Raw genomic sequence first — 23,233 nt, forward strand, 5'->3', positions numbered from 1 at the left:
TTGTTTCAGAGATATTCGTGATGGCGACCCAAAATTCCTGTCAGGATTTCTGGGCCGGGCGTGAGATCTTACTTCGTGCTGAAGGTCACCGCAAACTGGCTGCCGGCGGTTCCAGCCGACATTCCGTTGTTCGATCCGCAGTCGGCGACGTTAGGCGTTCCGTTCTGGTTGCAGTCTTCCGCCGTGGCGACCGAGCCTCCGGAAACCGAGGAGCCTTTATACCACTTGACATGACCGTCGGCCAGCAAGTAATTCGAGCCGTCCGTATGCAGCCCGGTTTTAGAGTCAAATCCATATCCGCCGCCGTTTCGATTCACTTGAGCGGAGCAATCGAGGCCGCCGAGACATCCCGTTCGCATATGGCCGCCTTGGCTGAAGTTGCCGATAAACGGATAGACCGCGGCGTCGAATGGTCCGTTCGTCACGGCGGAAACGACACCGTTGGCGCCGCCAAATTCGGGGCTGTTTGTGATCGGGCCGTAAATCCCGGTAATTTCACAAAGCAGTACGGTCTTGGCGGGCGAGCTGAGCGACGCCAGTGACTGCCCGCTATGCGGATCGGTGGGGCTGCCGCTTCCGTCGGTCCGAAGGAAGTTCAGGTTACCGGCGTACGAAACGGTGTAGGACACGACGCCGGCGCCGCTGACTTGCCCCGCCTGGGGATCGTCGGGGCATTTGAATACGCCCGTGCTTTTGACATACGGATAGACCGTTCCTGCCCAGCCCTGTCCTAACGACCCCGTGCCAGTGGGATAATTCTCATCGTTGTCCTGCGTGTACTGCATAATCCCCAAGCCGATTTGCTTGAGGTTCGAGGCGCAAGAGATTTGACGCGCCTTCTCACGCGCTTTCGCAAAGACGGGGAACAGAATCGCAGCAAGTATTGCAATGATAGCGATAACGACGAGCAGCTCGATCAGAGTAAAGCCGGATGCGCGCTTGGACTGAACGTTGGACATAATAATCTCCTCTTACGACAACCGTAAAACTCCAAATAAAAACCAAAATAAAACCACCGCCAATCAATATTAGCACGAAACATGGACGCTGTCAAGCATAAATGCGATAACGATTCATCCAAACAAAATCCAAATAACGGCGTCTCACTTGAGAGCCGGGTTCAGAATATTACGGGCGCCGCCGTTTGGCGCCCAGCGTCTCTCTCAGTTTCGACGCCCGGGCCTGGATTAACTGTGCGCCGAGCAGCGCGTCGAGTGCGGCGAGCGGGTGCTGGCCATCGACCGCGAGCATGGTCGCCCCGCTGTCGGTGAGATAAGGGTTGTCGCCGATGTCGAGCAGAAAGGCGCGCTGATCTTTGGGCCTGGCGCGCCGATACGAGGCGAAGCCTTCCGTGAGCGCCGTCCGCGCCCGCCCACTGAAGGGGACAATGATCCAGATATTCGTAGAAGTGGAAGAAGCGGCCCGCAGCGAGGTCAGCAGACTTGAGACATCCCCAGCCGCCGGTCCCCGGTTTTCGCCCATATTGACGAAGATGTCGTCCGGGATGGGAGAAAGCTTGCCGGATACGAGACGGGAATGTGTGGAGTCAAAGGACTGCCAGAACGTCATCAGCCCCGGCGTGTGGCTGTCCGCCGCGCCGCTGTCCCACGAGGCGCCGCCGTAGGCGACCACACCGTACTCGGCGCCCAGCGCCGCCGCGATGGGCTGGACGTAGCCGACGGTCGCGTCCTGTGTCTCCGTCGCGTTGGTAACGCCATCCTTGAAGTTCGCGACGGTGTTATCGCCGTTGGTGATCGAGTCGCCGTAGAAAAGAGCGGCATGCGGCTGGAGGGCGTCGGCGCCCGAGGGCGCGCACACGACGGCGCCGTCGTCCAGGGTGAAACCGGTGATACGCACCACATTGACCGGTGTCCAGAAGTCCAGAAACACGTACCCGGCCACCAGCTGCATCCGGAGCGTATGCGGCCCGCCTGACAGCCCAGCGGCGCACGAAATGCTTGTGGTCGTGGGCGTCAGCTGCGTCGTCACGGGCGCTTTGCCGTCCACCGAGTAGCGGAGGATCGGGTACTGAGCGACGGGAACGGGGGCCTGTGTCTCGGGCGAGACGTCAAGATTGACGGCGAGGCTTGTCCCGGTGAAGCCCATCTTGAGGTACGCGCCGGGGTTAGGCGACTGGGCGCATGCCGCGACGCTTTGACACCAGTTGTAGGGACTGTAAGCGATGTGGGAGTCCGTCGCGGAGACCAAAGTCGCCGCGCGGCCGTCCATCGCGGAGCCCAGCAGCACGCACAGTCCGAGCCAGAGTCGAGTGGATCGTCTTCGCATTCGTCGCGTACTCCGCGCTATTTCTGCGCCATCAGCAGCCGCAGAGGGCCGGATTTACCGGCGATGATATTCGCGCCCTTGTCCGTCTTCGAAGCCACGCCGTTCGCGACGGACATTGCGTAATCGAAGTCCTGGAAGCGATAGCTCAGACGCTTCTCGGTCACGTCCTTGAGCGCGCTGCGACTTGGGTCCCATTCAAAGATCAACCCAAGGCGGGTATTCGCCGGCCCGCCGGCGACGCTGAGTTCGATCTCGCGTTCATGGAAGACGGCGATCAGCGCTCCGCCTCCCGCCAGCGGAACTTCGGTTCTCAGCGTCGAGCCCGTTTCGGTGACGACCGGCAGACCGTCCATGGTGAGCGGAGTCTGGGCGCCGTCCGCGCCGACCAGGACAAACCGCCCCATCGCGCGCGGCCCGCCGCGATTGGCCCGGGCGTCGTCACTGCTCCAATGGTAGCCGTCGAGCACCGCCAGCAGACGCTGCTCGATACCGTGCTGTTTCACGGTCTCTGTCAGGAAGGGCTGTGGGAAGTTGTCGTTGTAGACGTGCAGATCGCGCAGGAAGAACTGGTCGCCGCGAAAGTGCAGGTTCGCGCGCAGCTCCTTGCTCTGATACCAGACGGTCCGCTCGGGCGCGCGATCGAGAACGCCGTAAACGGCGCTGGTAATGACGAGCTTGCCGGGCGTTTCTCCCGGCCCCGGGATCTGGATCGTGTCCAGCTCCGCCGCCGTTTGACTGTGAGCGACGCCGCCGAGCGTGTAGCGAACGCGTAGATACTTGTGGGTATTGCCGGCGGGATCTCCCACAAGATCGTTGCTCGCCGTGACGTGAAGCGTGTCGTTCTGAACGAGATCCGTCACGACGGCGGTGGCGTCGCGCTGCAAGTCCTTGGAGGCCGCTCCGCCAAACGGGTCGTCCAGCATGACCTGCGCCTGGGCCGGCGTGGATTTGAAGGCGCGCTTGAACCGGCGGCCGGTTTCGCCCATCGTCTCGACGACCACCCCCCCGGCGTCCCGCACCCGCGCCAGCTTGTCCATCTGCATGGGAAACGCTTGCTTCATTTCGTCCCAGCCGAAGCTATTCTCCTGACCGAGCTGCGCGTAGCCAAACGCCTGCGTCGGCTGGCGCGCGATCATATCAAGGAAGGTGTCGACAAACTTTTCGGACCGGCCAGTCCCCCAGACGGGCTCCATCGTGTCGGGATAGGGAATCGTGTTGTCGTAGTAATAGACCGGGTCCTGCCCCAGAAGACGGAACATCGGTGTGGAGATCTGGTTCTTGGCCTCCACGGCGGGGCTCCAGGCGTTTCGCCGATTGGGATAGTAACCAGCGATCGGACAGCCCCAGATGGTGAAGCCGTCAGTCGCCAGCTGATCGCGGCAATTGCCGAACGCGTCGATGTGATATTTGTCGGACAGATGCGCCGCGGAGATGGCGTCCATGTTCCAGGAGGCGATCGATTTGACGTCCGTTCCAAAGACGCACTTGAAGGTCGCCACGGCGGTATCTGCGAGCTTGCGCCGCTCCTCCGCCGTGTAGCCGATGGAGTACGCGACGGGGACATGATAATCCCATTCCCAGTCCGGCCTCCCGCGCCACGCCACGCCGGCGTCGTCGCAGATTTTTCGGTTCATCTCGAACCAAACGCCGACCTCATGATCGGCCGGCATTTCCGCCTTCAAAAACTCCACGAACGGTCCTTCGACCAGCGCATCGTATTGCAGCAGCCAGGTCGCCGGAAATTTGTGCGCCTTGATCAGCGCCATCTGTTCGCGCACCGGCGTCATCAAATCCATCGGATTGCGCGGCTCCTCCGCGCGGATAAAGTTCATGATATTGATCGCGCGGTAAGGTTTTGTTGTCGAAGCCGCCTCGGCGGACGTTATGGATACAGGCAAGATGGAAGCGATAATCATCGTTTTGAGAGCGCCCGCCACGACATCTCGGCGGGTGAACAAATTCGGGGCGCTGCGGGAGGATTCGGTGGACATAGACATGCTTCCCCGTATGGATTTATTCTGGATTTCATCCTTTCTCAATCATATCATTCCCAAGGACGAATGTCAAGATGGCCATCGCGCATGCGGTTTGGATTTGGAGGGATACGCTTCAGCGGAAGAGAAAAGTCCGGACCCTATTCAGATATGTTTTTTCGCCGCGCTGGAAATCCGGCAGGAAGGCTCTTACCCAAAGCGGCGCGGATTCTTAGTGGACCGGGAGCTCTGGAGCCGGGAGATTGGACGGTTGGGCGCGCCATTCACCACGCTATCGGCTGGTTCGATCACGACAACGCCGAAGCCCCGCTCCCGGAAATACCGCAAGGCGAAGGCGACGAAACAGGCGCGGCGCCCCTCGCGGACGGGAGGATGGGGACGTGGACACGCCGAAGTCATGAAAAAACGCCCCCGCCGATTGCTCGGCGGGGGCGTTTCCAATCTTATTCCAAACTAAGCCCGGATGTCGACCGGTCCCATGCGGCGCAGTTTCTTCAGCGCGCGCAGCTCGATCTGGCGGACGCGCTCGCGGGTGACCTGGAAGCGCTGGCCGACCTCTTCGAGCGTGTGGGCGTAGCCATCGTCCAGGCCGAAGCGCATACGGACGACGTCACGCTCACGCGGGGTGAGCTTGTCCAGAACGGCGTCGAGCTGTTCGCGGCGGATCAGATTCACGGCCGCATCCGACGGCGACTGGTTCGCGTTGCTCTGGATGAAGTCCGCGAGCTGCGCCGAGTCTTTCTCGCCGACCGGAGTCTCCAGCGACAAGGGCTCGCTGGCGATGCGCATGATCTCGTTCACGCGCTCGACCGGGACTTCCATCTCGGCCGCCAGCTCTTCCTGAGTTGGTTCGCGGGACAGCTGCTGACGCAGCAGGCCCGAAGTGCGAACCAGCTTGTGGATCGTCTCGGCGACATAGACCGGAATACGGATCGTGCGGCCCTGGTTGATGACGGCGCGCGCGATCGCCCGGCGGATCCACCAGGTCGCATAGGTGCTAAATCGGAAGCCCTTGTTGTAGTCGAACTTCTCCACGGCGCGGATCAGTCCGATGTTGCCTTCCTGAATCAAGTCGGCCAGGCTGATGCCCGGCACGGAGTAACGACGCGCGATGCTCACAACCAGTCGTAAATTCGCTTCGGTCAGGATATCCTTGGCGCGCTGATCGCCTTCGGCGACGCGGCGGGCCAGGTCCATCTCTTCGGCGGCGCTGAGGAGCTTGGTGCTCTTCGTCTTGCGCATCCACATCTGAAGCGATTCATCGCGAGAATTCTCTTCGACCGGAGGATAGACCGACTGCGGCTTTTCGTCCTCAGTGTCCTCATCCTCAACCTCGTCGTCCGCGACGCCGGCGTCGAGCAGCGGCGCTCCGCCATCGTCTTCGCCGGACGCGGCGAGGCTCAAGAAGCGAACGGCATCGGGATCATCCAACGCGCCCGCCGCTTCATCCGCCGGAAATACGCTCCGCTCATCATGATCGACACTCACTGATCGAGGCGCCCGCGCCGCGTTTGGTTTATCCATCAAAGCTGTGCTATTCGCCATTGCCTTCCCCTTTATCATAAATCACGCCACCCTCTCATATAACCACGTTCACATACGTCGCGGTTCCACCGTGGGGCTAACTCACATCTTCGTGCTGAAACATTGAACCATTATTCACAAAGTCGTAAAGGCGCAAAAAAAACGCCTTCCGCCTCTTATACGCAAACAAGTTACTAATTGTCTCAAATTTTCACTTAAAACGCTGTAACTTCAATTACATTTATATAAAATTTATCAATATTTTACGGATTCTACGCAAGACCCTACCATATACCCACTCGTGGAACGAGTCAACCTGATTATTTTACGGCAATCCGAGGGGGAATCGTTCCATGAAATTCGCGATGATGCGACCAAACTCTATTTTGTTTGCGGAACGCTATTGGGATGACGGGCGGACCATTGCACCAAAAGCTCGACCAAACGGCTATCCCACTGCTTGCCGGCGCCAGCCTGGAGCGTCGCGAGGGCTTTGGCGGGAGACAGCGCCGGGCGGTATGGACGGTTGGACAGCATGGCGTCAAAGGCGTCCGCAATCGCAACGATCCGGGCGCCCAGCGGGATCTCTTCGCCGGCTAAACCGTCGGGATAGCCTTTGCCGTCGATCCGCTCGTGGTGATGCCGGATGATCGGCAGCAGCGCCGCCGTGGAGCGCAGGGGAGAAATGATCTGTTCGCCGAGCGCGACATGGCCCTGCATCCATTTCTGCTCTTCGTCGTCCAATGCGCCGGGCTTGTTAAGGATTCGGTCCGGGACGCCGATCTTGCCGATGTCGCGTAGCATGGCCGCCTGGCGCAGCACGCGCATGGCTTCGTCGGCGAGGCCCAGCTCGCTCCCAATCGCCAGCGCAAAGATCACAACCCGCTCGGTATGCGCCTCATGGTCGCCGCCCTCGCGGGCTTCGACGGCGCGGCTGAGGGAGTAGATCACGTCCTCGACTTCGTCGAGCTGATCGTTGAGGGATTTGATTCGGATCAGCGAGCGCACCCGCGCCAGCAGCTCGACTCGATTGAACGGCTTGACGATAAAGTCGTCCGCGCCGGCCTCGATCCCCTGCACCCGCTCCTGGGTGCCGGCGTGCGCCGTCACCATCACGACCGGAATACGGCGCGTGCGCGGCTCGGATTTCAGCGTCCGGCAAAGAGAGTAGCCGTCGGCGCCCGGCAGAAACGTGCTGAGGAGCATCAGATCGGGGCGATCGCGACGCGCGACGCCGAGGCCTTCCTCAGCGTCCCCCGCCATAAGGACATTGTAGTCGTTCCCCCGCCGCAGGATCGCGTCGATCAGCGTCCGGCTCATCGGCTCATGATCCACCACAAGCACCCGCGGACGCGCGGTCAGAGATTCGACATAGTTTTGATTGGACAGTGCAGTCGCCATACCGCAATTATCGGGGGCGTGAGTTTCGATCCTACCTGTTAAGGTTTGGAGGATGTGGTTTTTCGGAGCCATGCAAATATACGGGAATTTGCATCGTGTGGGCAATCAGACGTAAGGATACTCTATGGATATCTAATCTTCCAATACGTTAGTATGGATGAAAACATTGTTGTCAAGCCGCCGTCATACTCATTATAAACGATATGCTTTTCAGAACCAGGCTTCAGCCCCTGCAAGCTAATCCGAGACGACATATTCCCATTGATTTCTCGGTCGTCATAGTCAAAACAATAGTCCTCTCCATCCACTCGAAAAATCGTCTTCTTCTGAGAAATATTGTTCGTCATTAAATCCTGCTGTCTCACCAGGCGCCAGCCCTTTTTTGCGTCAAATCCATTATCCTTCCAATTAGAAGAAGCAAGAATATGCCTAGCAGAATCCTCGTTGGCGGCAATGAACCCAGAACCATCCCACATTAGCGGTGTATGATAGCCGAGATACATGTTTTTCCCATCACAATAAAGCGCTGCATCGTGGCTTTTATATTCATACATTTTCAGCTTGTCATTTGACAGATGATACACAAGTGTGTCGTCACGATCACATTGAAGTGGATACATTAATATTGGAATAAAGCCGGAAGGAACAATTAAAACAAGCGGGAGTGCAGTGGCCCAATGACAAACATTTGCAACAACAAACAATTCGTTTCCGTGCTGCACGACAGAGATGTCGGACAGGGTCGTTTTAGCCGGGCAGAGAGGCCAAAGAAGAGTTAAAACAAAAGCGCCTTTCAGAAGAGAAGAGAGTTTTCGATCGTGCTGCCTGACGAATCGTCTGAGTTTTCTTTTATTGCTGAGGTTCTTATACATTGATCACCCGTCCTAGACGCGCCGATTCATACGCCGCCGCCAGTAGCCGAGTCACCTGGACGCCGTGTTCGGGCGAGCCGAGCGGGCCGTGGCCGGTGTCAAAGCCGTCTAGCCAGTCGGAGACGGGGGTGGCGATGTCGGGAAGGTTGCTTTCGGGCAGGGTTTCGTCGCCCTGCTCCGTGCGCCAGACGATCTGGTAAGGGAGACCGGTGGCGATAGCTGTTCCCTGGGAGCCATCGTAGGTCGAGCGGATGCGGCGAGTTTGGTAGGCGCTGTCGGCGACGGCGGTGATGGTGGCGAGCAGGTTGCCTTCGAGACGGACGAGGAGGACGGCGCGCATGTCGTCGGGGGTCGTGTCCATCAGAGCGCTCACTGCGAGCGGGGCGCGGCCGGTCACCCAGAGCAGCTCGCTGAACAGGTGGCCGCCGCCGTCCATGAGGTTGCCGCCGCCGTTCGCGGCGGGGTCGGCGCGGAAGAGCGTGGGGCGCACGACACCGGGCATCGTCTCGGGCATCGGCGCTTTGCCGAACACGGCGGCGGCGGAGACGCTGATTCGGATATCGACACTTTCCAGGTCCCCCACCCGGCCGGCGGCGATTCCCGCGCGCAGCGCGTTCGTGTGGCGCCAGTACGGCGGGTTGAACGCCACCACGAGCGAGCGGCCGAGCAGATGCGCGAGGTCCGCCAGCTCCTTCGCCTCCTCGCCGCTCAGCGCCATCGGCTTTTCCATCAGCACGTGCAGGCCGCACTCTAATGCAGCCTTCGCCTGCGCGTAGTGCTGGTCATGCGGCGTCGCGATCAGCACGCCGTCCAGCGCGGCGTCGTTCAGCATCGCTTCCCAATTCGTATATCGGTCGGGAATGTGGAAGTGATCGGCGAACGTGGCGAGCGCTTCGGGATCGCGGCGGCAGGCGGCGACGACCCGCGCGCGTGGATCCGACTGCAAGGCCGGCAGGTGCCGGCGCGACGCGAACGCGCCCGCGCCGAGGACGCCGATTCGATAGGCTTCGGGCATAGGAAAGAACCTCACAGAACAGAGCTGGCGAAATGAACTTTCGGGCGCGGCCGGTCGTCAACGCAAAGGCGGCGAAGGAGCCGCAAGGAACCTGAAACAAAACGCCTGTGTTGTTATCATACCCTATAGAAATAGGAGGCGATGCGGCTTTCATCTTTTGCGGAGCGGCTCGCGGATCCGCCCCAGCGCCCCTATTCACATCGACCGAAAACGGAGTACTCCTCGGTGTCCCCATTTTTGCAATCTCGTCATCACACATTGCTGCTTGGCTGCCTCGCGGGAATCGCCGCCGCGCCCGTCCACGGGCAATCGGCGCCTCCGGCGGCGCCGCCGCCAAAACCCGCCGCCATCATGCTTCAGCACCCTGCCTCCCTGCTGACCCAGCATAACAACAATGCGCGGACCGGGGCGAATCTGACCGAGATCGCGCTCAATACGGACAACGTCAACGTGGATCACTTCGGCAAGCTGTTCGCGCGCGATGTGGACGGGCAGGTCTACGCCCAGCCGCTGTATGTCCCGAACGTCAAGATGCCGGGCCATGGGGTCCGCAACGTTCTCTTTGTGGCGACCGAGCACAACAGCGTCTACGCCTACGACGCCGACGATCCAGCGGCGAAGGCTCCTTTTTGGACCGTCAACTTCGGACCGTCCGTCCCCGCCTCCGAGATCTATATCACGCAGTGGACGGACATGAACGAAGAGATCGGCATCACGAGCACCCCGGTGATCGATCCCGCCTCGGGGACCATCTATGTCGAAGCAAAGACCAAGGAAAACGGCAAGTATTTCCAGCGCCTGCACGCCCTGTCGATCTCGACCGGTGCCGAAAAGACCGGCAGCCCGGCGCTGATCACCGCGACCGTGCCCGGCAAGGGCTACGACGCCGTGGACGGCAAGATTACCTTTGCTCCCTTCCTGCAATTGCAGCGCCCCGGTTTGCTGCTTTTGAAGGGTGTAGTTTACATCGGTTTTGGCGCCCATGCGGACCGCGATCCGTTCCACGGCTGGATCATGGCGTACGATGCGGCGACGCTGAAGCAGGTTACCGCCCTTTGCCTCACTCCTGACGGCGGGCAGGGATCCATCTGGCAGGCAGGTCAGGGGCTGGCGGCCGATGAAGCAGGATCGATCTACGCCGTGACCGGCAACGGGACCGCCGACGCTCAGACCGGCGGGCGTGACTACGGCACCAGCATCCTCAAGCTCCAGCCCACAAAAGACGGGCTGACGGTCACCGATTGGTTCACCCCCAGCGATTTCGAGGTCCTGAACGCCTCCGACACCGATCTAGGCTCCTCCGGTCCCCTGCTCGTGCCGGGAACCGATCTGCTGATCAGCGGCGGTAAATCGGGCGTCGCCTACACAACCCGGCGCAGCAACCTTGGGCACTTCGCCAAGGACGACTCTCAGATGATCCAGCGGTTCCAGATGGGCGTGGGTCACATTCATGGATCGCCGATCTACTATGACGATCCCAAAAATGGGCCGACCGTATACACATGGAGCGAGGACGATCACCTCAAGGCGTTTGCCCTGAAGGATAACAAGCTGACCACTTCGCCCATTTCCCAATCTCCCGATCCGGTTCCGCCCGGCATGCCCGGAGGCTTCCTGACGATCTCCGCAACCGCCAAAACGCCCGCGTCCGGAATCGTCTGGGCCAGCCGTCCCTTGAATGACAACGCCAACTGGAGAACCGTCGACGGTTTGCTGGAGGCGTTCGACGCCTCCGATCTCACGCACAAGATCTGGGACTCGCAAATGAACGCCGCGCGCGATGGCGGGCATAAGTTCGCGAAGTTCTGCCCGCCCACCGTGGCGAACGGCAAAGTCTATCTGGCGACCTTCTCCAAGCAAATCGTCGCTTTTGGCCTGCTGCCGGGAGCGACCCCGAAAGTCGCAACGCTCGCCGTGGCTAAAGGCCCAGCGCCCGATACGATGACCGGAACGGTGACGCTCGCCACCGCCGCTCCCAAGGGAGGCGCCGTGGTGACGCTCGCCAGCAGCGACGCCGCCATCGCCCAGGCGCCCGCCGCCGTGCTCGCCCCCGCCGGCGCGACCACGGTCACGTTCCCCGTCACTCTCTCCGCGCCGACCTCCAAACCGCGCCTGGCGACCATCACCGCCAGCAGCGACGGCGCCGCCGTGACCGCGACCATCAAAAACCCCGCCCGCAAAGCGTAAGCAATTGCCGAGCGGCAAAGAAAAAAGCGACAACCATATTGGTTGTCGCTTTTTTCAATTTGGTGCCGAAGGGGGGACTCGAACCCCCACGAGGTTGCCCCCAAAGGTTTTTGAGACCTCCGCGTCTACCGTTCCGCCACTTCGGCAAGTGGATGCTGACGAGCTGGGCAGGCTTATTATATCAGAAGCGTGAGATTAATGTCAACGGGTAGAGCGGCGTATCCCCATCCCACAAATAGCGAAAGACCTTCCGAGCGGCCATCCAGTGGGCTCTCGCGAAGGTCTCCCGGCGCCGGCGAATTTCTCTGCGAAACTCCGGCGGGGAATACACCGATCTGAAACGCGCGATCCGAGACTTTACGGACCGCATCTTGCGCTTCAGGAGAACAGCGGACATAACTGGCCCGCTTCGGTTCTTCCCACTTTGTGGTAGTCGTCTGTTCACGTCTTTGTGAACATCCTACATCATTATAACGCATTATTACGGGAATTCGTTCCCGAACATCTGTTGCCATAAAATTATTTTATAGCGCTAGCGTCATGACATAAATATACCCATGACCGGGAATATCCAAACAGGCGGCGGCTTAGATATTTTCTCCGTAGAACAGGCGTAAACCGAGGGCGCGCACTTGCTGCATTCGCATTTGTGTCGCCGCCGGCATCGGCTCGAAAGTATCGGATCCAACGCCTCTCCTTAAATACAGACGATTGCGAAGCTGCGTAAGTTCCTTGTAAGCGGCGTCCAGAACTTCCCAATCGGCCTGCTGGATCTTTGCGTCATCACGCAGGGCCAGCAGGGCGTCCAGCGTGCTGGTTTTGCGCAGGCGCGGCTTCTTCGGCCCAAAGCGAAGCTGGAGAAGCTGGGCGATCCATTCGATGTCGGTCATGCCGCCAGGCGAGAGCTTGAGGTTGTTCGCGCTCTGCGTCCGCTCTTTCTCGATTCGACGCTTCATCGCACGGATCTCTTCAATCTGTGTATCTCCCAAAGGCGAGCCGTAGACGAAGCCGGCGGCAAGGGCCGCGAATTCGGCGCCCAGGCTCGCATCCCCCGCCGCCGGGCGGGATTTCAGCAGCGCCTGGCGCTCCCATGTGGCGGCCGAATCGGCGTAATATCGGCGATAGGTCGCTAGGTCGAGCACCAGCTGGCCTTTGCGGCCGTCGGGGCGCAGGCGGGCGTCCAGCTCGAATCGAATTCCGTAGCGGGCGATATCATCACGCAGGATCTGCTGGAGACGTTCGGCGACTTTGGCGGCGGGGACAAGCACATCGGAATCCGCGAGATAAAGCACGTCCAGATCGGATGCGTACCCGAGCTCACGGCCGCCCAGCTTGCCCATGCCGATCACGGCGAAGCGCCCTTCAAAGCCCAGCTCCGCGCGCGCCATCGCCAGCGCCGATTCCAGCGCGCGCTCGGCGATCGTCGTCAGCTCGGCCATCGTTCCCCCCACATCGTGGATCTCCCAGATGTCGCGCGCGCCGCAGAGGAGGCGGGCGCGCAGCACGGAAGTCGCCAGCGCTTTGGGCGTCGCGGGAAGTTTTGCGGGCGGCGGCGAGGGACTGTCCATCACCTCCTCGTCCGCAAGAAGATCGAGGAACTCCAGATGCTGAAGTAAGAGCTGCCAGACCGCCGGGCCTTCGGCGGCAAGACGGCAGAGGCGCGGCAACAGGGTGTCGCTCTCGGCCAGGGTTTGGAAGAGCGCCGAGCGCGAAGGGACTTCGCGCGCCAGGTTGTCCAGGCCGAGGAGCGCGCTGTCCGGATCGGACGTCTCGCCAGCGGCGCGCAGCAGCCTGCCGCTGATGGCGGCGAAGGAGTCCGTGGAGTCCGGGGCCATGCCCCCATATTCCGACCCTTCGATGCTTTGCCGCAGGATCCGCATCGCCGCGTCGAAGTTCGCAAATCCCAGACGCGTCAGTTCTTCCCGCAAGTGCGCGGTCGCCGCCGGATCGTCGGGGGCGAGCACCCAGGCGGCGATCTCATCCTTTGGTTTGGACGTTTCCTCCACGCCGTAAAACAGACGGGTGAACAGCGCGTGGACGCGCTGTGTGTGGCGGCGATAATCTTCGTGGAACTCCGTCCCGTCGATGTATCCCAAACGACGCCCGAACTTATCGAGCTCATGCGGATCGCGCGGAATATTGCGGATCGGCAGTTCGTCCATGATCTGTAGGCGGTGCTCCGCGGTGCGCAGAAACGCGTAGGACTCCGCCAGCATGTCATGCTCATCGCGTGTGATAAAACCGGCGTGGGCCAGACGGTCCAGCGCTTCCAGGGAATTTCCGGTGCGAAGCTGTTCGTTCTTGCCGCCCGCCACGAGCTGCATGAGCTGGACGGCGAATTCGACATCACGAATACCGCCAAATCCCTCTTTGACATTCACATCCGCATCGCCGCTGCGCTCGGCCTTTTCTTCAATCCGGCGCTTGTTGGACCGAATGCTTGCGACAAAGCTCTCTTCCACCCGCGACGGATAAACGAAGTCCAGCGCCATCCCGACGAATGCGCCCCCCACGGTGACATCCCCGGCCACGCCGCGCGCTTTCAGAAGCGCCTGCCGCTCCCACGGCTCCGCCCAGGATTCGTAGTAGGCGCGGCACGATTCCACCGAGCGCGACAGCGCCCCGAAGCGACCTTCGGGGCGCAGGCGCAGATCGACACGGAATACAAAGCCGGCGTCGGTCACGCGCGCCATCGTGTCGCGCACCGCTTCGGCGAACTTCATGGGCTGGAATCCCGGGCGCTCTTCGTGAACGAAGATCAAATCGATATCGGAGGAGTAGTTCAGCTCGCGTCCCCCCAGTTTGCCCATGGCGATCACGGCGAAGGGCGGGTCGGGGATCCCCGCCTCCTCCGCGCAGATCTCTACAGCCATGCGCACGCAGGCGTCCGCGAAGTCGCTGATCGCCCGCGCCGTCCTCGCCATATCCGCGTAGCCCAGGATGTCGCGCGCGCCGATTCGCAGCACCTCCAGCGGCTTGAACCGCCGCAGCGCGTCTCGCTTGGCGTTGGGAGTGCGCGCCACCGCCGTGCGGCGCGTCAGGTCCTCCCACAGCGCATCCAGGTCCCTCTCACGGTCGCGCATGCGCGGGTTGGTCAGAACCTCCACATACTCAGGATTGCTGATAATCAAATTGGCGAAGAACTGCGAGGCGGCGAACACCGTCGTCAGGATCCGAGCCGCCTCGGGATCGCTCGCGATCATCGCATACGCCGAATAGCGGCTGCCGCTCACATCCGCCCAGCGCGCCAGATTGCCGAGCGCGCGGTCCGGATCCGCGCACGCCTCCAGCGCGCGAACGACCACGCGCAGAAACGCCTCAAAGAGCGCATCCGGCACGTTGTGTCCCGCGAACTCCTGAAGCACATAACACGCATGCGCCGGATCTTCAAATCCCATCGGGGCCAGCGCCTCGGGGGTCAAGTCGGAATATCGTTCGATCATATCAGACTTTACCCATCGGACCGAACATCGGGCCGATGATCTTGACCAGCCGCGCAAGCTGCTTTCCGGCCAGCGGAAGGCGCAGCGCAGGCCGCAGCTTGGCGAGCAAGTCGCGGCCGAAGGCGAGCAGTTCATGGGTAGTGCGCTGGCCCGGCGTGCGGTCCTGAAGCCAGAACAGGAGAAACGCGAGATAACCGGCGTAGAACGCCGTCGCCAGTTCGTCGGCCTGTTTGGGCTTCGGCGCGTCGCTGGCTTCCATGATGACCTTCCGAAAAACACCCCACACCTGCGCGCGCAGCTCCTGAAGGTTGTCGCCGAGCACCGCCAGCTCCGAGTCCGGAATCAATGCGACGCCGAACAGCGTCCCCAGCGCTTCCCGGAACGGCGCCAGGCGCGCCATATCGCCCTCCAGAGCGGCCGCGTACCGCTCCGCGATGGTCGCCGAGGGCGACAGCGAGGCCACCTGCTCCTCCAGCTCCTGCGCGCAGCGCGCGTACAGCGCCACCACCATTTCTTCCTTGCGCGAAAAGTAGCGATAGGTCAGCCCCAGCGAACATCCCGCCGCCGCCGCGATATCGCGCATGGTAGCCGCATGGTAGCCCTTTTCATGGAACAGCGCCAGAGCCGTCTCCAGAATATGCTTACGCGTCTGCTCGCCCTTAGGCGTCAGCGGGGCCTGCTCCCCCTTCGGGCCTATCTCCGTTGTGATTTGAGTCGTCATTTCGATCCTATCTAAGGTTTCGCCTGATAACGATAGCATACCACGTTCGGCAAGCTCTGCAAAATATATTTTGAACACGTTCACTTTTTACGTTATAAACAGGGAGCCGCGTGGTATATTAATAACAGAAGTGAACAAGTTCACTAAATCGAAATGACGGAGGACAAAGCGATGATTATCGTCACCACGTATCTGACTTACCTGGCAATCAGCATTGGGCTCACAGCATGGGTCGCGCAGACCCTGCACAAGAACGGACGCATCTTTCTCGTCGATGTCTTTCACGGCAACGAGCCACTGGCGGACTCGGTAAACCACCTGCTGGTGGTCGGCTTCTATCTCATCAATCTCGGCTTCGTCAGCCTGTCGCTGAAGCTGGGTTACGAAGTCACCACGGCCCAGGGCAGCATCGAAGCGCTGTCGAGCAAGATCGGAATGGTGCTTCTCGTCCTCGGCGGCATGCACTTCTTCAACCTGGCGATCTTCAGCAAGATGCGCCACGGAGCGATCGGAACGAAGAACGCCGGCCCGTACACGCATCCGAACTACTGAGTTGAAGAGAATTGATAGCGACGCCCACGCCTCCCGCGAGCAATGATGCTAACGCGGGAGGTAATTTTTGAGGATTGACAACGAATGAACGATAGCACCCAATACACGAAAGAGTCCAACATGGATTTTGACGTTCACAATGACGCCGCAAACCTGGCGTCCGCGTCGAAAATCCTGAATGTCATTTGCTTCGTTTTCGTGCTCATCGGCGTCCCTGCAACATTCTGTTGGCTCGGTGTTATCGCGCCTTTCGTCGCATTTCCAGTGCTTATCGTTTCGAAGTCCAGAGTGGCGAAAGAGCTGGCTATCAGCGCTCTGCTAGCGATTATCGGAGACTTTATAATCTTCAGCGCGTTCGGAGGGAAGTAGAAATGGATACGCGGCAATATATCGCTTCCAGGGAAATTGAAGGGGACATGCAAGAAAATCTCGATGATTTCCGTCCCGAAGAATGGCTGGCGGACACATGTTTTGGGATCGCATGCTTTTGCGGCTCCATCACCGTATCGCTGGCGACGCACTACATGGCGGCCTTCTTGATCGTTCTCGTCTCCCTGCCGCTGATCACCGCGCCCAGGTCTCAGATGTGCAGAGCGATCGGCGCGGGCGCGTTAGTAGGGGTCGCCTCGCTATTTTTAATCGGGTTACTTTCGACTTCGTTCCCTCACTGAAGACGGCCTTACGCCGCTTGCGCGAGGTCTTCGCCGGCAAGGCGGACGCTGAGGAAGGCGGCGACGCATTCGGGGTCCCATTGCTCCCCTGCCCCGCTGCGCAGGATTTCCAGGGCGTGCATCGGGTCCATGCCCTTGCGGTATGGGCGGTCGGTGGTCATGGCGCTGTAGGCGTCGGCGACGGCCATGACGCGGGCCATGGGCGGGATGTTCAGGCCGGCGAGCGCGGCGGGATATCCCGATCCGTTCCAGCATTCGTGGTGGTGGCGCACGGCGTCCAGCGTGGGATGCAGGGCGGGAATGGCGCCGACGATGATGGCGCCGAGCGTGGGATGCTCCTGAATGATCGTAATCTCTTCTTCCGTCAGCTTACCGGGCTTGCGCAGGATGGAATCGGGGACGCCGATCTTGCCGACGTCGTGCAGAAGCGCGGCGACGCGCAGTACGTGCTTTTCTTCGGAGGACCAGCCGAGCTGTTCGGCGATCTCCAGACAATACAGCATCACGTCTTCCGAGTGATGGCGCGTGTAGCGATCCTTGTTGTCCACCGCGCTGACCAGGCCGTAAAGCATCGAGAAGCCGCTGACCGATTCGGCGAGCGACGCCCGCAGCAGATCGACGCCGTTGTCGCGCCCGCCGGTCTTCGCCCGGTGCAGGCGCTCCGTCGCCATCTCCAGCGTCAGCACACGCGTGGCGGCTTCGTCCGGGAACAGCGCCACTCCGGCGGAGACGCTGAGCGGGACGGCGCTCTCCGAGCCCGGCGGCTCATAGCTGATCTCTTCCAGGCGCTGGGTAAGGCGGGCGCGCAGCGACGCCACATCCTCGGCGCAGGCGCCGGGCATCAGGACAACGAACTCGTCGCCGCCGAAGCGGGCCATGCAGTCGTAGTAGCGAGTCGCGGCCCGCAGGGCGTCGGCGACACGCAGCAGCAATTCGTCGCCGACCTGATAGCCGTAGACTTCGTTGAAGAACCGGAAGTTGTCCAGATCGATGACAACGACGGCGAGGGAATAGTTATCCTCCAGCGCGCGCGTCGCTTCATCGTCGAAACGCTTTTGGAAGGCGCGATGGTTGAGCAGGCCCGTCAGCGGGTCCAAATCCTGTTTGGCGAGCGCTTCGGCGAGCATCCGCTCACGCTCCACCTCCACTGCCCGGCGCTCGGTGATGTCCTGAATCGTTCCCTCGTAAAAGAGCACACGGCCTTCGGAATCGCGTACGCAGCGCGCATTCTCGGAAATCCACAGCGGCTCGCCATCCTTACGGCGCACCTGCGAGTCGAACTGGCTGACGCTGCCCCACGATTCGATCAGCGCCAAGAACTCGCCGCGCCGGGTCGGATTGTGATAGATATCCCGGCCGACGTGATCGACAGACTCCATCAATTCGTCCGGGCTGTCATACCCCAGGATCGCCGCCATGGAGGGATTGGCGCTGAGGATACGCCCGCCCATGGTGGTTTGGTAGATGCCTTCGACGGCGTTTTCGATAATACTGCGGTAACGGACTTCGACTTTGACGCTTTCGGTGATGTCTGTACAGACACAGATCGCGCCGATGACCCGCCCCTCTTCGTCGAACTCCGGGCTGAACTGCGAGTCGAAGTAGATATCGCCCACATGCGTCGTTTCCCGGATTCTCTTGCCGGAAAGCGCGCGGTGCATGACGTCGATAATTTGCGGGTCGTCGCGATAAAGTTCGAAGACCGATCGGCCGACGACTTCGCCGGGGGTCAGTCCCAGAGAATTCAAAGCCTGGCCTTCCGAGAGCGTGATCACGCCTTTGGCGTCGACGGCGAACAGAACCAGCGGAGCGCTGGTGAGGATGGCGTGCATCCGCCGCTGGCTTTCCTGTAAGTGGTTCTCGGATTCGCGCCGCTCCTCCACTTCGCGCCGCATCGCCTCGGTGGCGGCCGCGAGATCCTGTGTTCGCTCTTCGACAATCCCCTCCAGGCATTCGCAGGAGCGGCGCAAAGCCTCCTCGGCCCACTTGCGCGCTTCTTCCTCCTGCTGCATGCGCCGGCGCATCCGTTCGGAGAACGCCGACAGATAGGACGCGACGCCGCCGGCGATCGCTCCGACCAGCACAATGGAAATGACATCGGTCCGCCAATGAGACGGCCCGAGCAGCAGAAGGTTTTCGACAGTTTCGTAGGTCGCGGCGCACGCCGCCGCGATCAGGCCGATTTTGAGGGCGCGGGATCGCGGCGATGCGGTTTTCTGCTGTGAATGGATCATGATGGGACACCTGGGAGAGTGGGATTTGGAGCGTGCGCTCCCAGCGGCGCAATCGCTTCACCCGCATTCGAAATTGAGGGACCGAACAGTTTTTCAAGCTCCAAAGTATTCAAGCCGCCGGATGGCGCGGAAAGCTTCTGAACGTGCTCCAGGAGCCCCGACAAACGCACCATCGGAATCGTGGGATGCACGCAGTCCAGTTTGAGAGTGTCCGGAAACACGACGACGCCATGGACCGGCGCTTCCATATCGCAATCCACCAGATAGTGCTGGACCGCCTTGCGGTTGCGTTTCAATTGTTTCGAGACACTGCTGCGCATCGGCTGGCGCACACCGTCGTCGTGCAGGCGGAACCAGGCGTCGCCGTGGCAGGTATAGTGACCGGTGTAAGTTTTGACCTCGACCACCAGAACGCCGAAGGGACCGATCACGAGCAGATCGGCGTCGCCCTGGTGCGTGCCGGGAACGACAAAATTGGCGACGCAGGAGTAGCCGTCCGGCAGCGATTTGAGCGTCGTCAGCGCCGTCTCCTCGCCTTCCGCGCCGCGCAGATAACGATTGTAGTTACGCATGGCCTTGACGCCGATGTTGACGCCGCCCAGCGCGAGGAAAGCGGCCGCCGCGAATCCGTAGCCGCCAAAATGCGCCGCCTCGGACCAGAGGAGCACACCGCCGCCGACTCCCGCCACCGCGAGGGTTCCTTCAATACGCATGACCTTGTCCGCGTACCGCGCATGCCGAATCACTTTCATATGATCTATTGTCGGCAGGATGATTGCCTTGCTCCAGATCATTTTTCCATGAAGCGAGCAGGTGTTAACAGGGAATCTGAAACGTACAAAACGCCCGAGCCTCTTCCTAGAAGAGACCGGGCGTTTTGTAATCTATAGCACGCACTCGCACTTTCGGAAACGTGGCTGCCATTCCGGGTCCGCCATCGGCGGTCCGGTTTCAGGCCCATGCGCTTTGCGTCCTCCCCTTTCGGAGAGTTTGCCTTTGTCGAGCAGCGATCGGTGGGTTATGGTGATATCATTATAGGAGTTTCACCGGGATTTCTTTACCTGTCATTCCTACGGAGTTACGCGTAAGGTCCGACTCTGGCCTTTTTATAGATCATATTGAGCAGATTGACCGCATGGCGCGCGCCTTCGGCTGAGACCTGCGGAGAGCGTCCCTCCCGCACGGCCAGCACGAAGTCGCGAATATTGCCGTAGTGGCCGTCGCCCACCAGCGCCGCCGGATCCTTGGATGTGTTCGACTGCGGCGCTTCGCCGCCGCTCAGGTCGCCAAAGTCGTCCTCGTACGGATCCCTGGTCGTGAAGTGCGCCAAATGATCGCCCACCAGCATCGCGCTGCCCTTGGTTCCGCTCACGTCGATGCGCTCCGGGAAGCCGTCGTAGGCCAGGGTCGTCATGGTGATCGTCCCCAGCGCGCCGTTCTGGAAGCGCACGGTCGCGACGCCCAAAGTCTCAGCCTCGATCGTTCGATGGAAGCCGGGCGTCAACGTCGCCGAGATCACTTCCTCCACCGGTCCGGCCAGCCATTGGACTTTGTCGAGGCTGTGAATGCCTTGATTGGAAAAGACACCCGCGTCCAGCGCCCACGTCCCGCGCCAATCGCCGCTGTCGTAGTACTCCTGGCTGCGATACCACTTGGTTTCGGCGCAGGCGAGCACGATCTCCCCGAATGCGCCGGATTCCACGGCCCGCTTCACCTTACGCGCTGCCGGAGAGAACCGCTCCTGGAAGACGCCCCCATAAGTCACGCCCGCCGCCTTCGCCGCCGCGATTGCTTCGTCCACCGCATCGATCCACACGTCCAGCGGCTTTTCGGACAGAATATGCTTGCCCGCGCGCGCAGCCTGCGCCGCCATCGGCCCATGCAGACCGCTCGGCGTGCAGAGCGTCACCGAATCGATGTCCGGACTGGCGATCATCTCTTCAAACGATCCAAAGACTTTGCCGCCGTACTTGCCGACAAACTCCTCCGCCCGGCCGGGAGCAGCATCCGTCGCCCCCACAAGCCGCGCAAGCCCTTCTTCTTCTAGACGCCGCAGCGCATCCCCATGTGTCCCTGAGATCACGCCGCAGCCCACGACGCCCACGCGCAAAAGTTCCATAATCGCACTCCCTGCCTGGTAATTCTCGCGCCTATCACAAACGCTGAGCCACTGTTAGCCGACAAAGGCTCGTTGTCCTGCGCGAATGTTGGGCAGGCCTCATTCCCCGGAGGAATAGAGACTAATACGGAAATAGGGATTATCGCTTTTTGAGCGCCAGCGCCGCGAGATTGATCGCCTTCCAAGACGCCGGGTCCGCAGGGCGCACGATCACCGTATAATCTCCCGCCTTCTCGATGTTCAGCGGCCCGCCGGTCACCTCGGCGTACTTGTCCCAATCTCCCGTGATGGGAGCGGCCATGGAAACGACGCTTCCGATTCCGGAGACGACGAGAAAGTGCGCGCCTTCGAGGGAGGAGGTCTTTGTGGTGATGTCATATGCGCCGGGCGTGTCGAAATGCACGCGCCAGGAGGCGGAGTCGGTGGCGTTGTCCCAGTAGCCGATGTTGGGGGTGGCGCCTTCCTGCGCCTGCATATTGCCGCTCAGCGCGGCGCTGCTCGGGGTGAGAGTGATGGAGCCGTCGGCGGCAGGGCTTACCAACGGCGTGGTGTCCGTGTAGGGGACGGGCTTCAGGCCGTCGCCCCGGATCTGGAGCGTGTACACATAGTCGCACGGCTTCCGGTCGGGGAGCGTCACCGCGAGGCCATCGCCGGTTTGCGCCCATGTGATTTTGCCGGAATGCCCGAGCAGCCGCACATCGCGGATCTTGCCGGAGGCAGATGCGAGAGATCGGACGACGAGTTTGCCGTCCGTGGGCCAGGCCATGGCGTGGGCGTACAGCACGCCGCGCTTCTGCATAAACCGGAAGTCGCGCGATGTATACCGGCGATTGCTCTCGTTAAACCCCTGCGCGTGAACCGCCGGACCGGCGCTGGCCGGTCCTTCGCCAAAGATATCCCAGGGGCGAGTCCCATAAATCCCTTCGCCGCTGACCTTGATCCAGCGGCTGAAGTCCGCCAGAAACGCCAGTTCGTCCGGATCCGGCGTCCCGCTGCCCGGAAGCGGAATATTGAGCATCAGGTTGCCGTTTTTGCTGACGATGTCCACCAGCATGTGCGCGACCTGATCGGGCGTCTTATAACCGTGGTTGTTGTAGAGGCCGATGTCGTAGTGCCAGTTGCCGATGCAGGTGTCCGTCTGGAACGGCTCCGGCTCGATGCGATTGCTGACGCCGCGCTCCAAGTCCATCACAAGACACTTTTGCTGCTGGGCATTGAGAATCTTGCCGTTCACGACGGCTTCCAGCTTACCGCCGCGCCGCTGCATATTGGTATTGTAGAAATGCGCGGCGATCCTCAGGCCAACATCGCTGATGGGATAGAACGGAAGCACGGTGTCGTCGAAATACACCTGGTCGGGGTGATATTTGTCAATCAGTTCGATGGTGCGCTTGTAGAATTTTTCGATATACGCGGCGCTGGGCAGGTCGCCATGTCCGTCATTTTTCCAATCCCACTCCAGCCCCATCGGAGCGTGCGCCTGCGCGTACAGGTCCTGTGGATCGTAGCCATCCCACCACAGGCCCTTGCCGTCCGATTTTGTCAGATGGCCGTCATAGGGAACGCCGGCCAGCGGACCGGCTTTGTCCGCGCCCTGCGAGGTTTCATAAAAGGTCCAGGCGTGCGCCGCGTGGACGCTCACACTGAAGCGCAGTCCCGCCGCCCGCGCGGCTTTTTCCCAGCCACCGACCAGATCCTTCTTCGGGCCGAGCGCCACGCTGTTCCAGGGCTGATAGCTCGACGCGTAATTGTCAAAGTTATCGTGGTGGTTCGCGAGGCACATGAAGTATTTGGCGCCGGCCGCTTTGTAGAGCGACATCAGATGCTCCGGATCCCAGGATTCGGCTTTCCAATCGTGGATGACCTCTTTAAAGCCGGCCTTGGAAGGATGCCCATAGGTTTCGCATTGGTATTTGTAATCGTGGCTGCCTTCTTCATACATCCCGCGCGCGTACCAATCGCCCTGTCCTGGCTGGCACTGCGGCCCCCAGTGCGCCCAGATACCGAACTTGGCGTCCCGGAACCAGTCGGGGCACTGGTATTGCTCCAGCGATTCCCAGGTGGGCTGGAACTTGTCCAAATCACGATTCGAGGAGTTCTTGGCGTAGACCGGGTTCCGGCCTGGATCCCAGAGCGCGAGGCCGGCGGCGGCGAAGGCGCTGGTCTTGAGGAATTTGCGGCGCGAGAGTGACATACAAGGATCCTTTCCAAATC

General features: G+C 60.9%; 17 protein-coding genes, 1 tRNA gene and 1 riboswitch. Of the genes, 4 read left to right on the plus strand and 14 right to left on the minus strand.

The features are described 5' to 3' along the window. Nucleotides 1–68 precede the first annotated feature (68 nt). The 7 genes from D5261_RS26595 to D5261_RS26625 all read right to left on the minus strand — a co-directional run bounded on the left by D5261_RS26595 (nt 69) and on the right by D5261_RS26625 (nt 9,092). Nucleotides 69–959 carry a DUF1559 family PulG-like putative transporter gene (locus tag D5261_RS26595; protein WP_119319122.1) on the minus strand — a complete coding sequence of 297 codons (891 nt, stop codon included), beginning with the start codon at nt 957–959 and terminating at the stop codon, nt 69–71. A 169-nt stretch (nt 960–1,128) separates the two neighbouring features. Then, nucleotides 1,129–2,286, minus strand: coding sequence for an SGNH/GDSL hydrolase family protein (locus D5261_RS26600; protein WP_125205761.1), 1,158 nt, complete (start codon nt 2,284–2,286; stop codon nt 1,129–1,131). 17 nt (nt 2,287–2,303) lie between these two features. Continuing rightward, nucleotides 2,304–4,277 carry a hypothetical protein gene (locus tag D5261_RS26605; RefSeq protein WP_119319120.1) on the minus strand — a complete coding sequence of 658 codons (1,974 nt, stop codon included), beginning with the start codon at nt 4,275–4,277 and terminating at the stop codon, nt 2,304–2,306. Nucleotides 4,278–4,733: 456 nt separating this feature from the next. After that, on the minus strand, nt 4,734–5,825 hold the full coding sequence (locus D5261_RS26610; protein WP_245992446.1) for a sigma-70 family RNA polymerase sigma factor: 1,092 nt from the start codon (nt 5,823–5,825) through the stop codon (nt 4,734–4,736). Between the two features lie 360 nt (nt 5,826–6,185). Further along, entirely contained in the window at nt 6,186–7,205 is a 1,020-nt protein-coding gene (locus D5261_RS26615) for a response regulator (protein WP_165863875.1), read from the minus strand. A gap of 122 nt (nt 7,206–7,327) precedes the next feature. Then, nucleotides 7,328–8,077, minus strand: a complete 750-nt coding sequence (locus D5261_RS26620) for a hypothetical protein (protein WP_125205760.1) — start codon at nt 8,075–8,077, stop codon at nt 7,328–7,330. Next, nucleotides 8,070–9,092, minus strand: a complete 1,023-nt coding sequence (locus D5261_RS26625) for a Gfo/Idh/MocA family protein (protein ID WP_119319115.1) — start codon at nt 9,090–9,092, stop codon at nt 8,070–8,072. Before D5261_RS26625 ends, D5261_RS26620 begins: the two co-directional genes overlap by 8 nt. Before the next feature lie 141 nt (nt 9,093–9,233). Between D5261_RS26625 and D5261_RS26630 the strand changes: the two genes are divergently transcribed. Next, the gene (locus D5261_RS26630) at nt 9,234–11,279 is read left to right on the plus strand and encodes a PQQ-binding-like beta-propeller repeat protein (RefSeq protein ID WP_301002256.1); all 2,046 of its coding nucleotides are present in this window, start codon (nt 9,234–9,236) and stop codon (nt 11,277–11,279) included. Nucleotides 11,280–11,339: 60 nt separating this feature from the next. On the opposite strand, the gene D5261_RS26635 is transcribed toward D5261_RS26630, so the two are convergent. The 3 genes from D5261_RS26635 to D5261_RS26645 all read right to left on the minus strand — a co-directional run bounded on the left by D5261_RS26635 (nt 11,340) and on the right by D5261_RS26645 (nt 15,443). After that, a tRNA-Leu gene (locus tag D5261_RS26635) sits at nt 11,340–11,425 on the minus strand. Nucleotides 11,426–11,866: 441 nt separating this feature from the next. Then, on the minus strand, nt 11,867–14,722 hold the full coding sequence (locus D5261_RS26640; RefSeq protein WP_165863874.1) for a [protein-PII] uridylyltransferase family protein: 2,856 nt from the start codon (nt 14,720–14,722) through the stop codon (nt 11,867–11,869). A gap of 1 nt (nt 14,723) precedes the next feature. After that, complete coding sequence (locus tag D5261_RS26645; RefSeq protein WP_165863873.1) at nt 14,724–15,443, minus strand: TetR/AcrR family transcriptional regulator; 720 nt, start codon at nt 15,441–15,443, stop codon at nt 14,724–14,726. Between the two features lie 171 nt (nt 15,444–15,614). Here D5261_RS26645 and D5261_RS26650 point away from each other — a divergent pair, with 171 nt between their 5' ends. The 3 genes from D5261_RS26650 to D5261_RS26660 all read left to right on the plus strand — a co-directional run bounded on the left by D5261_RS26650 (nt 15,615) and on the right by D5261_RS26660 (nt 16,666). Then, entirely contained in the window at nt 15,615–15,995 is a 381-nt protein-coding gene (locus tag D5261_RS26650) for a hypothetical protein (RefSeq protein WP_119319687.1), read from the plus strand. An 84-nt stretch (nt 15,996–16,079) separates the two neighbouring features. Further along, on the plus strand, nt 16,080–16,364 hold the full coding sequence (locus D5261_RS26655) for a hypothetical protein (protein WP_119319111.1): 285 nt from the start codon (nt 16,080–16,082) through the stop codon (nt 16,362–16,364). A 47-nt stretch (nt 16,365–16,411) separates the two neighbouring features. Further along, nucleotides 16,412–16,666, plus strand: coding sequence for a hypothetical protein (locus D5261_RS26660; RefSeq protein ID WP_125205758.1), 255 nt, complete (start codon nt 16,412–16,414; stop codon nt 16,664–16,666). An 8-nt stretch (nt 16,667–16,674) separates the two neighbouring features. Here D5261_RS26660 and D5261_RS26665 read toward each other — a convergent pair whose 3' ends face one another. The 4 genes from D5261_RS26665 to D5261_RS26680 all read right to left on the minus strand — a co-directional run bounded on the left by D5261_RS26665 (nt 16,675) and on the right by D5261_RS26680 (nt 23,213). Continuing rightward, nucleotides 16,675–18,900 (minus strand): HD domain-containing phosphohydrolase, encoded by a 2,226-nt coding sequence (locus tag D5261_RS26665; RefSeq protein WP_119319109.1) that lies wholly within the window; start codon nt 18,898–18,900, stop codon nt 16,675–16,677. Then, on the minus strand, nt 18,897–19,613 hold the full coding sequence (locus D5261_RS26670; RefSeq protein ID WP_165863872.1) for a nuclease-related domain-containing protein: 717 nt from the start codon (nt 19,611–19,613) through the stop codon (nt 18,897–18,899). The genes D5261_RS26665 and D5261_RS26670 overlap by 4 nt, the downstream gene beginning before the upstream one ends. 191 nt (nt 19,614–19,804) lie before the next feature. Then, nucleotides 19,805–19,905: riboswitch (cyclic di-GMP riboswitch) on the minus strand. A gap of 73 nt (nt 19,906–19,978) precedes the next feature. Next, nucleotides 19,979–21,019 (minus strand): Gfo/Idh/MocA family protein, encoded by a 1,041-nt coding sequence (locus D5261_RS26675; RefSeq protein ID WP_119319107.1) that lies wholly within the window; start codon nt 21,017–21,019, stop codon nt 19,979–19,981. A gap of 139 nt (nt 21,020–21,158) precedes the next feature. Next, nucleotides 21,159–23,213, minus strand: coding sequence for an alpha-L-fucosidase (locus tag D5261_RS26680; RefSeq protein WP_119319106.1), 2,055 nt, complete (start codon nt 23,211–23,213; stop codon nt 21,159–21,161). Nucleotides 23,214–23,233: the final 20 nt, after the last annotated feature.

The organism is Capsulimonas corticalis, assembly GCF_003574315.2.
In the GTDB taxonomy this organism is placed as follows: domain Bacteria; phylum Armatimonadota; class Armatimonadia; order Armatimonadales; family Capsulimonadaceae; genus Capsulimonas; species Capsulimonas corticalis.

Coding starts and splice junctions, on each gene's coding strand:
- D5261_RS26645 (WP_165863873.1), bottom strand. CDS start 15,443: ATGACGACTCAAATCACAACGGAGATAGGCCCGAAGGGGGAGCAGGCC.
- D5261_RS26615 (WP_165863875.1), bottom strand. CDS start 7,205: ATGGCGACTGCACTGTCCAATCAAAACTATGTCGAATCTCTGACCGCG.
- D5261_RS26660 (WP_125205758.1), top strand. CDS start 16,412: ATGCAAGAAAATCTCGATGATTTCCGTCCCGAAGAATGGCTGGCGGAC.
- D5261_RS26620 (WP_125205760.1), bottom strand. CDS start 8,077: ATGTATAAGAACCTCAGCAATAAAAGAAAACTCAGACGATTCGTCAGG.
- D5261_RS26655 (WP_119319111.1), top strand. CDS start 16,080: ATGAACGATAGCACCCAATACACGAAAGAGTCCAACATGGATTTTGAC.
- D5261_RS26625 (WP_119319115.1), bottom strand. CDS start 9,092: ATGCCCGAAGCCTATCGAATCGGCGTCCTCGGCGCGGGCGCGTTCGCG.
- D5261_RS26600 (WP_125205761.1), bottom strand. CDS start 2,286: ATGCGAAGACGATCCACTCGACTCTGGCTCGGACTGTGCGTGCTGCTG.
- D5261_RS26675 (WP_119319107.1), bottom strand. CDS start 21,019: ATGGAACTTTTGCGCGTGGGCGTCGTGGGCTGCGGCGTGATCTCAGGG.
- D5261_RS26665 (WP_119319109.1), bottom strand. CDS start 18,900: ATGATCCATTCACAGCAGAAAACCGCATCGCCGCGATCCCGCGCCCTC.
- D5261_RS26680 (WP_119319106.1), bottom strand. CDS start 23,213: ATGTCACTCTCGCGCCGCAAATTCCTCAAGACCAGCGCCTTCGCCGCC.
- D5261_RS26610 (WP_245992446.1), bottom strand. CDS start 5,825: ATGGCGAATAGCACAGCTTTGATGGATAAACCAAACGCGGCGCGGGCG.
- D5261_RS26670 (WP_165863872.1), bottom strand. CDS start 19,613: ATGCGTATTGAAGGAACCCTCGCGGTGGCGGGAGTCGGCGGCGGTGTG.
- D5261_RS26640 (WP_165863874.1), bottom strand. CDS start 14,722: ATGATCGAACGATATTCCGACTTGACCCCCGAGGCGCTGGCCCCGATG.
- D5261_RS26630 (WP_301002256.1), top strand. CDS start 9,234: ATGCGGCTTTCATCTTTTGCGGAGCGGCTCGCGGATCCGCCCCAGCGC.
- D5261_RS26605 (WP_119319120.1), bottom strand. CDS start 4,277: ATGTCCACCGAATCCTCCCGCAGCGCCCCGAATTTGTTCACCCGCCGA.
- D5261_RS26650 (WP_119319687.1), top strand. CDS start 15,615: ATGATTATCGTCACCACGTATCTGACTTACCTGGCAATCAGCATTGGG.
- D5261_RS26595 (WP_119319122.1), bottom strand. CDS start 959: ATGTCCAACGTTCAGTCCAAGCGCGCATCCGGCTTTACTCTGATCGAG.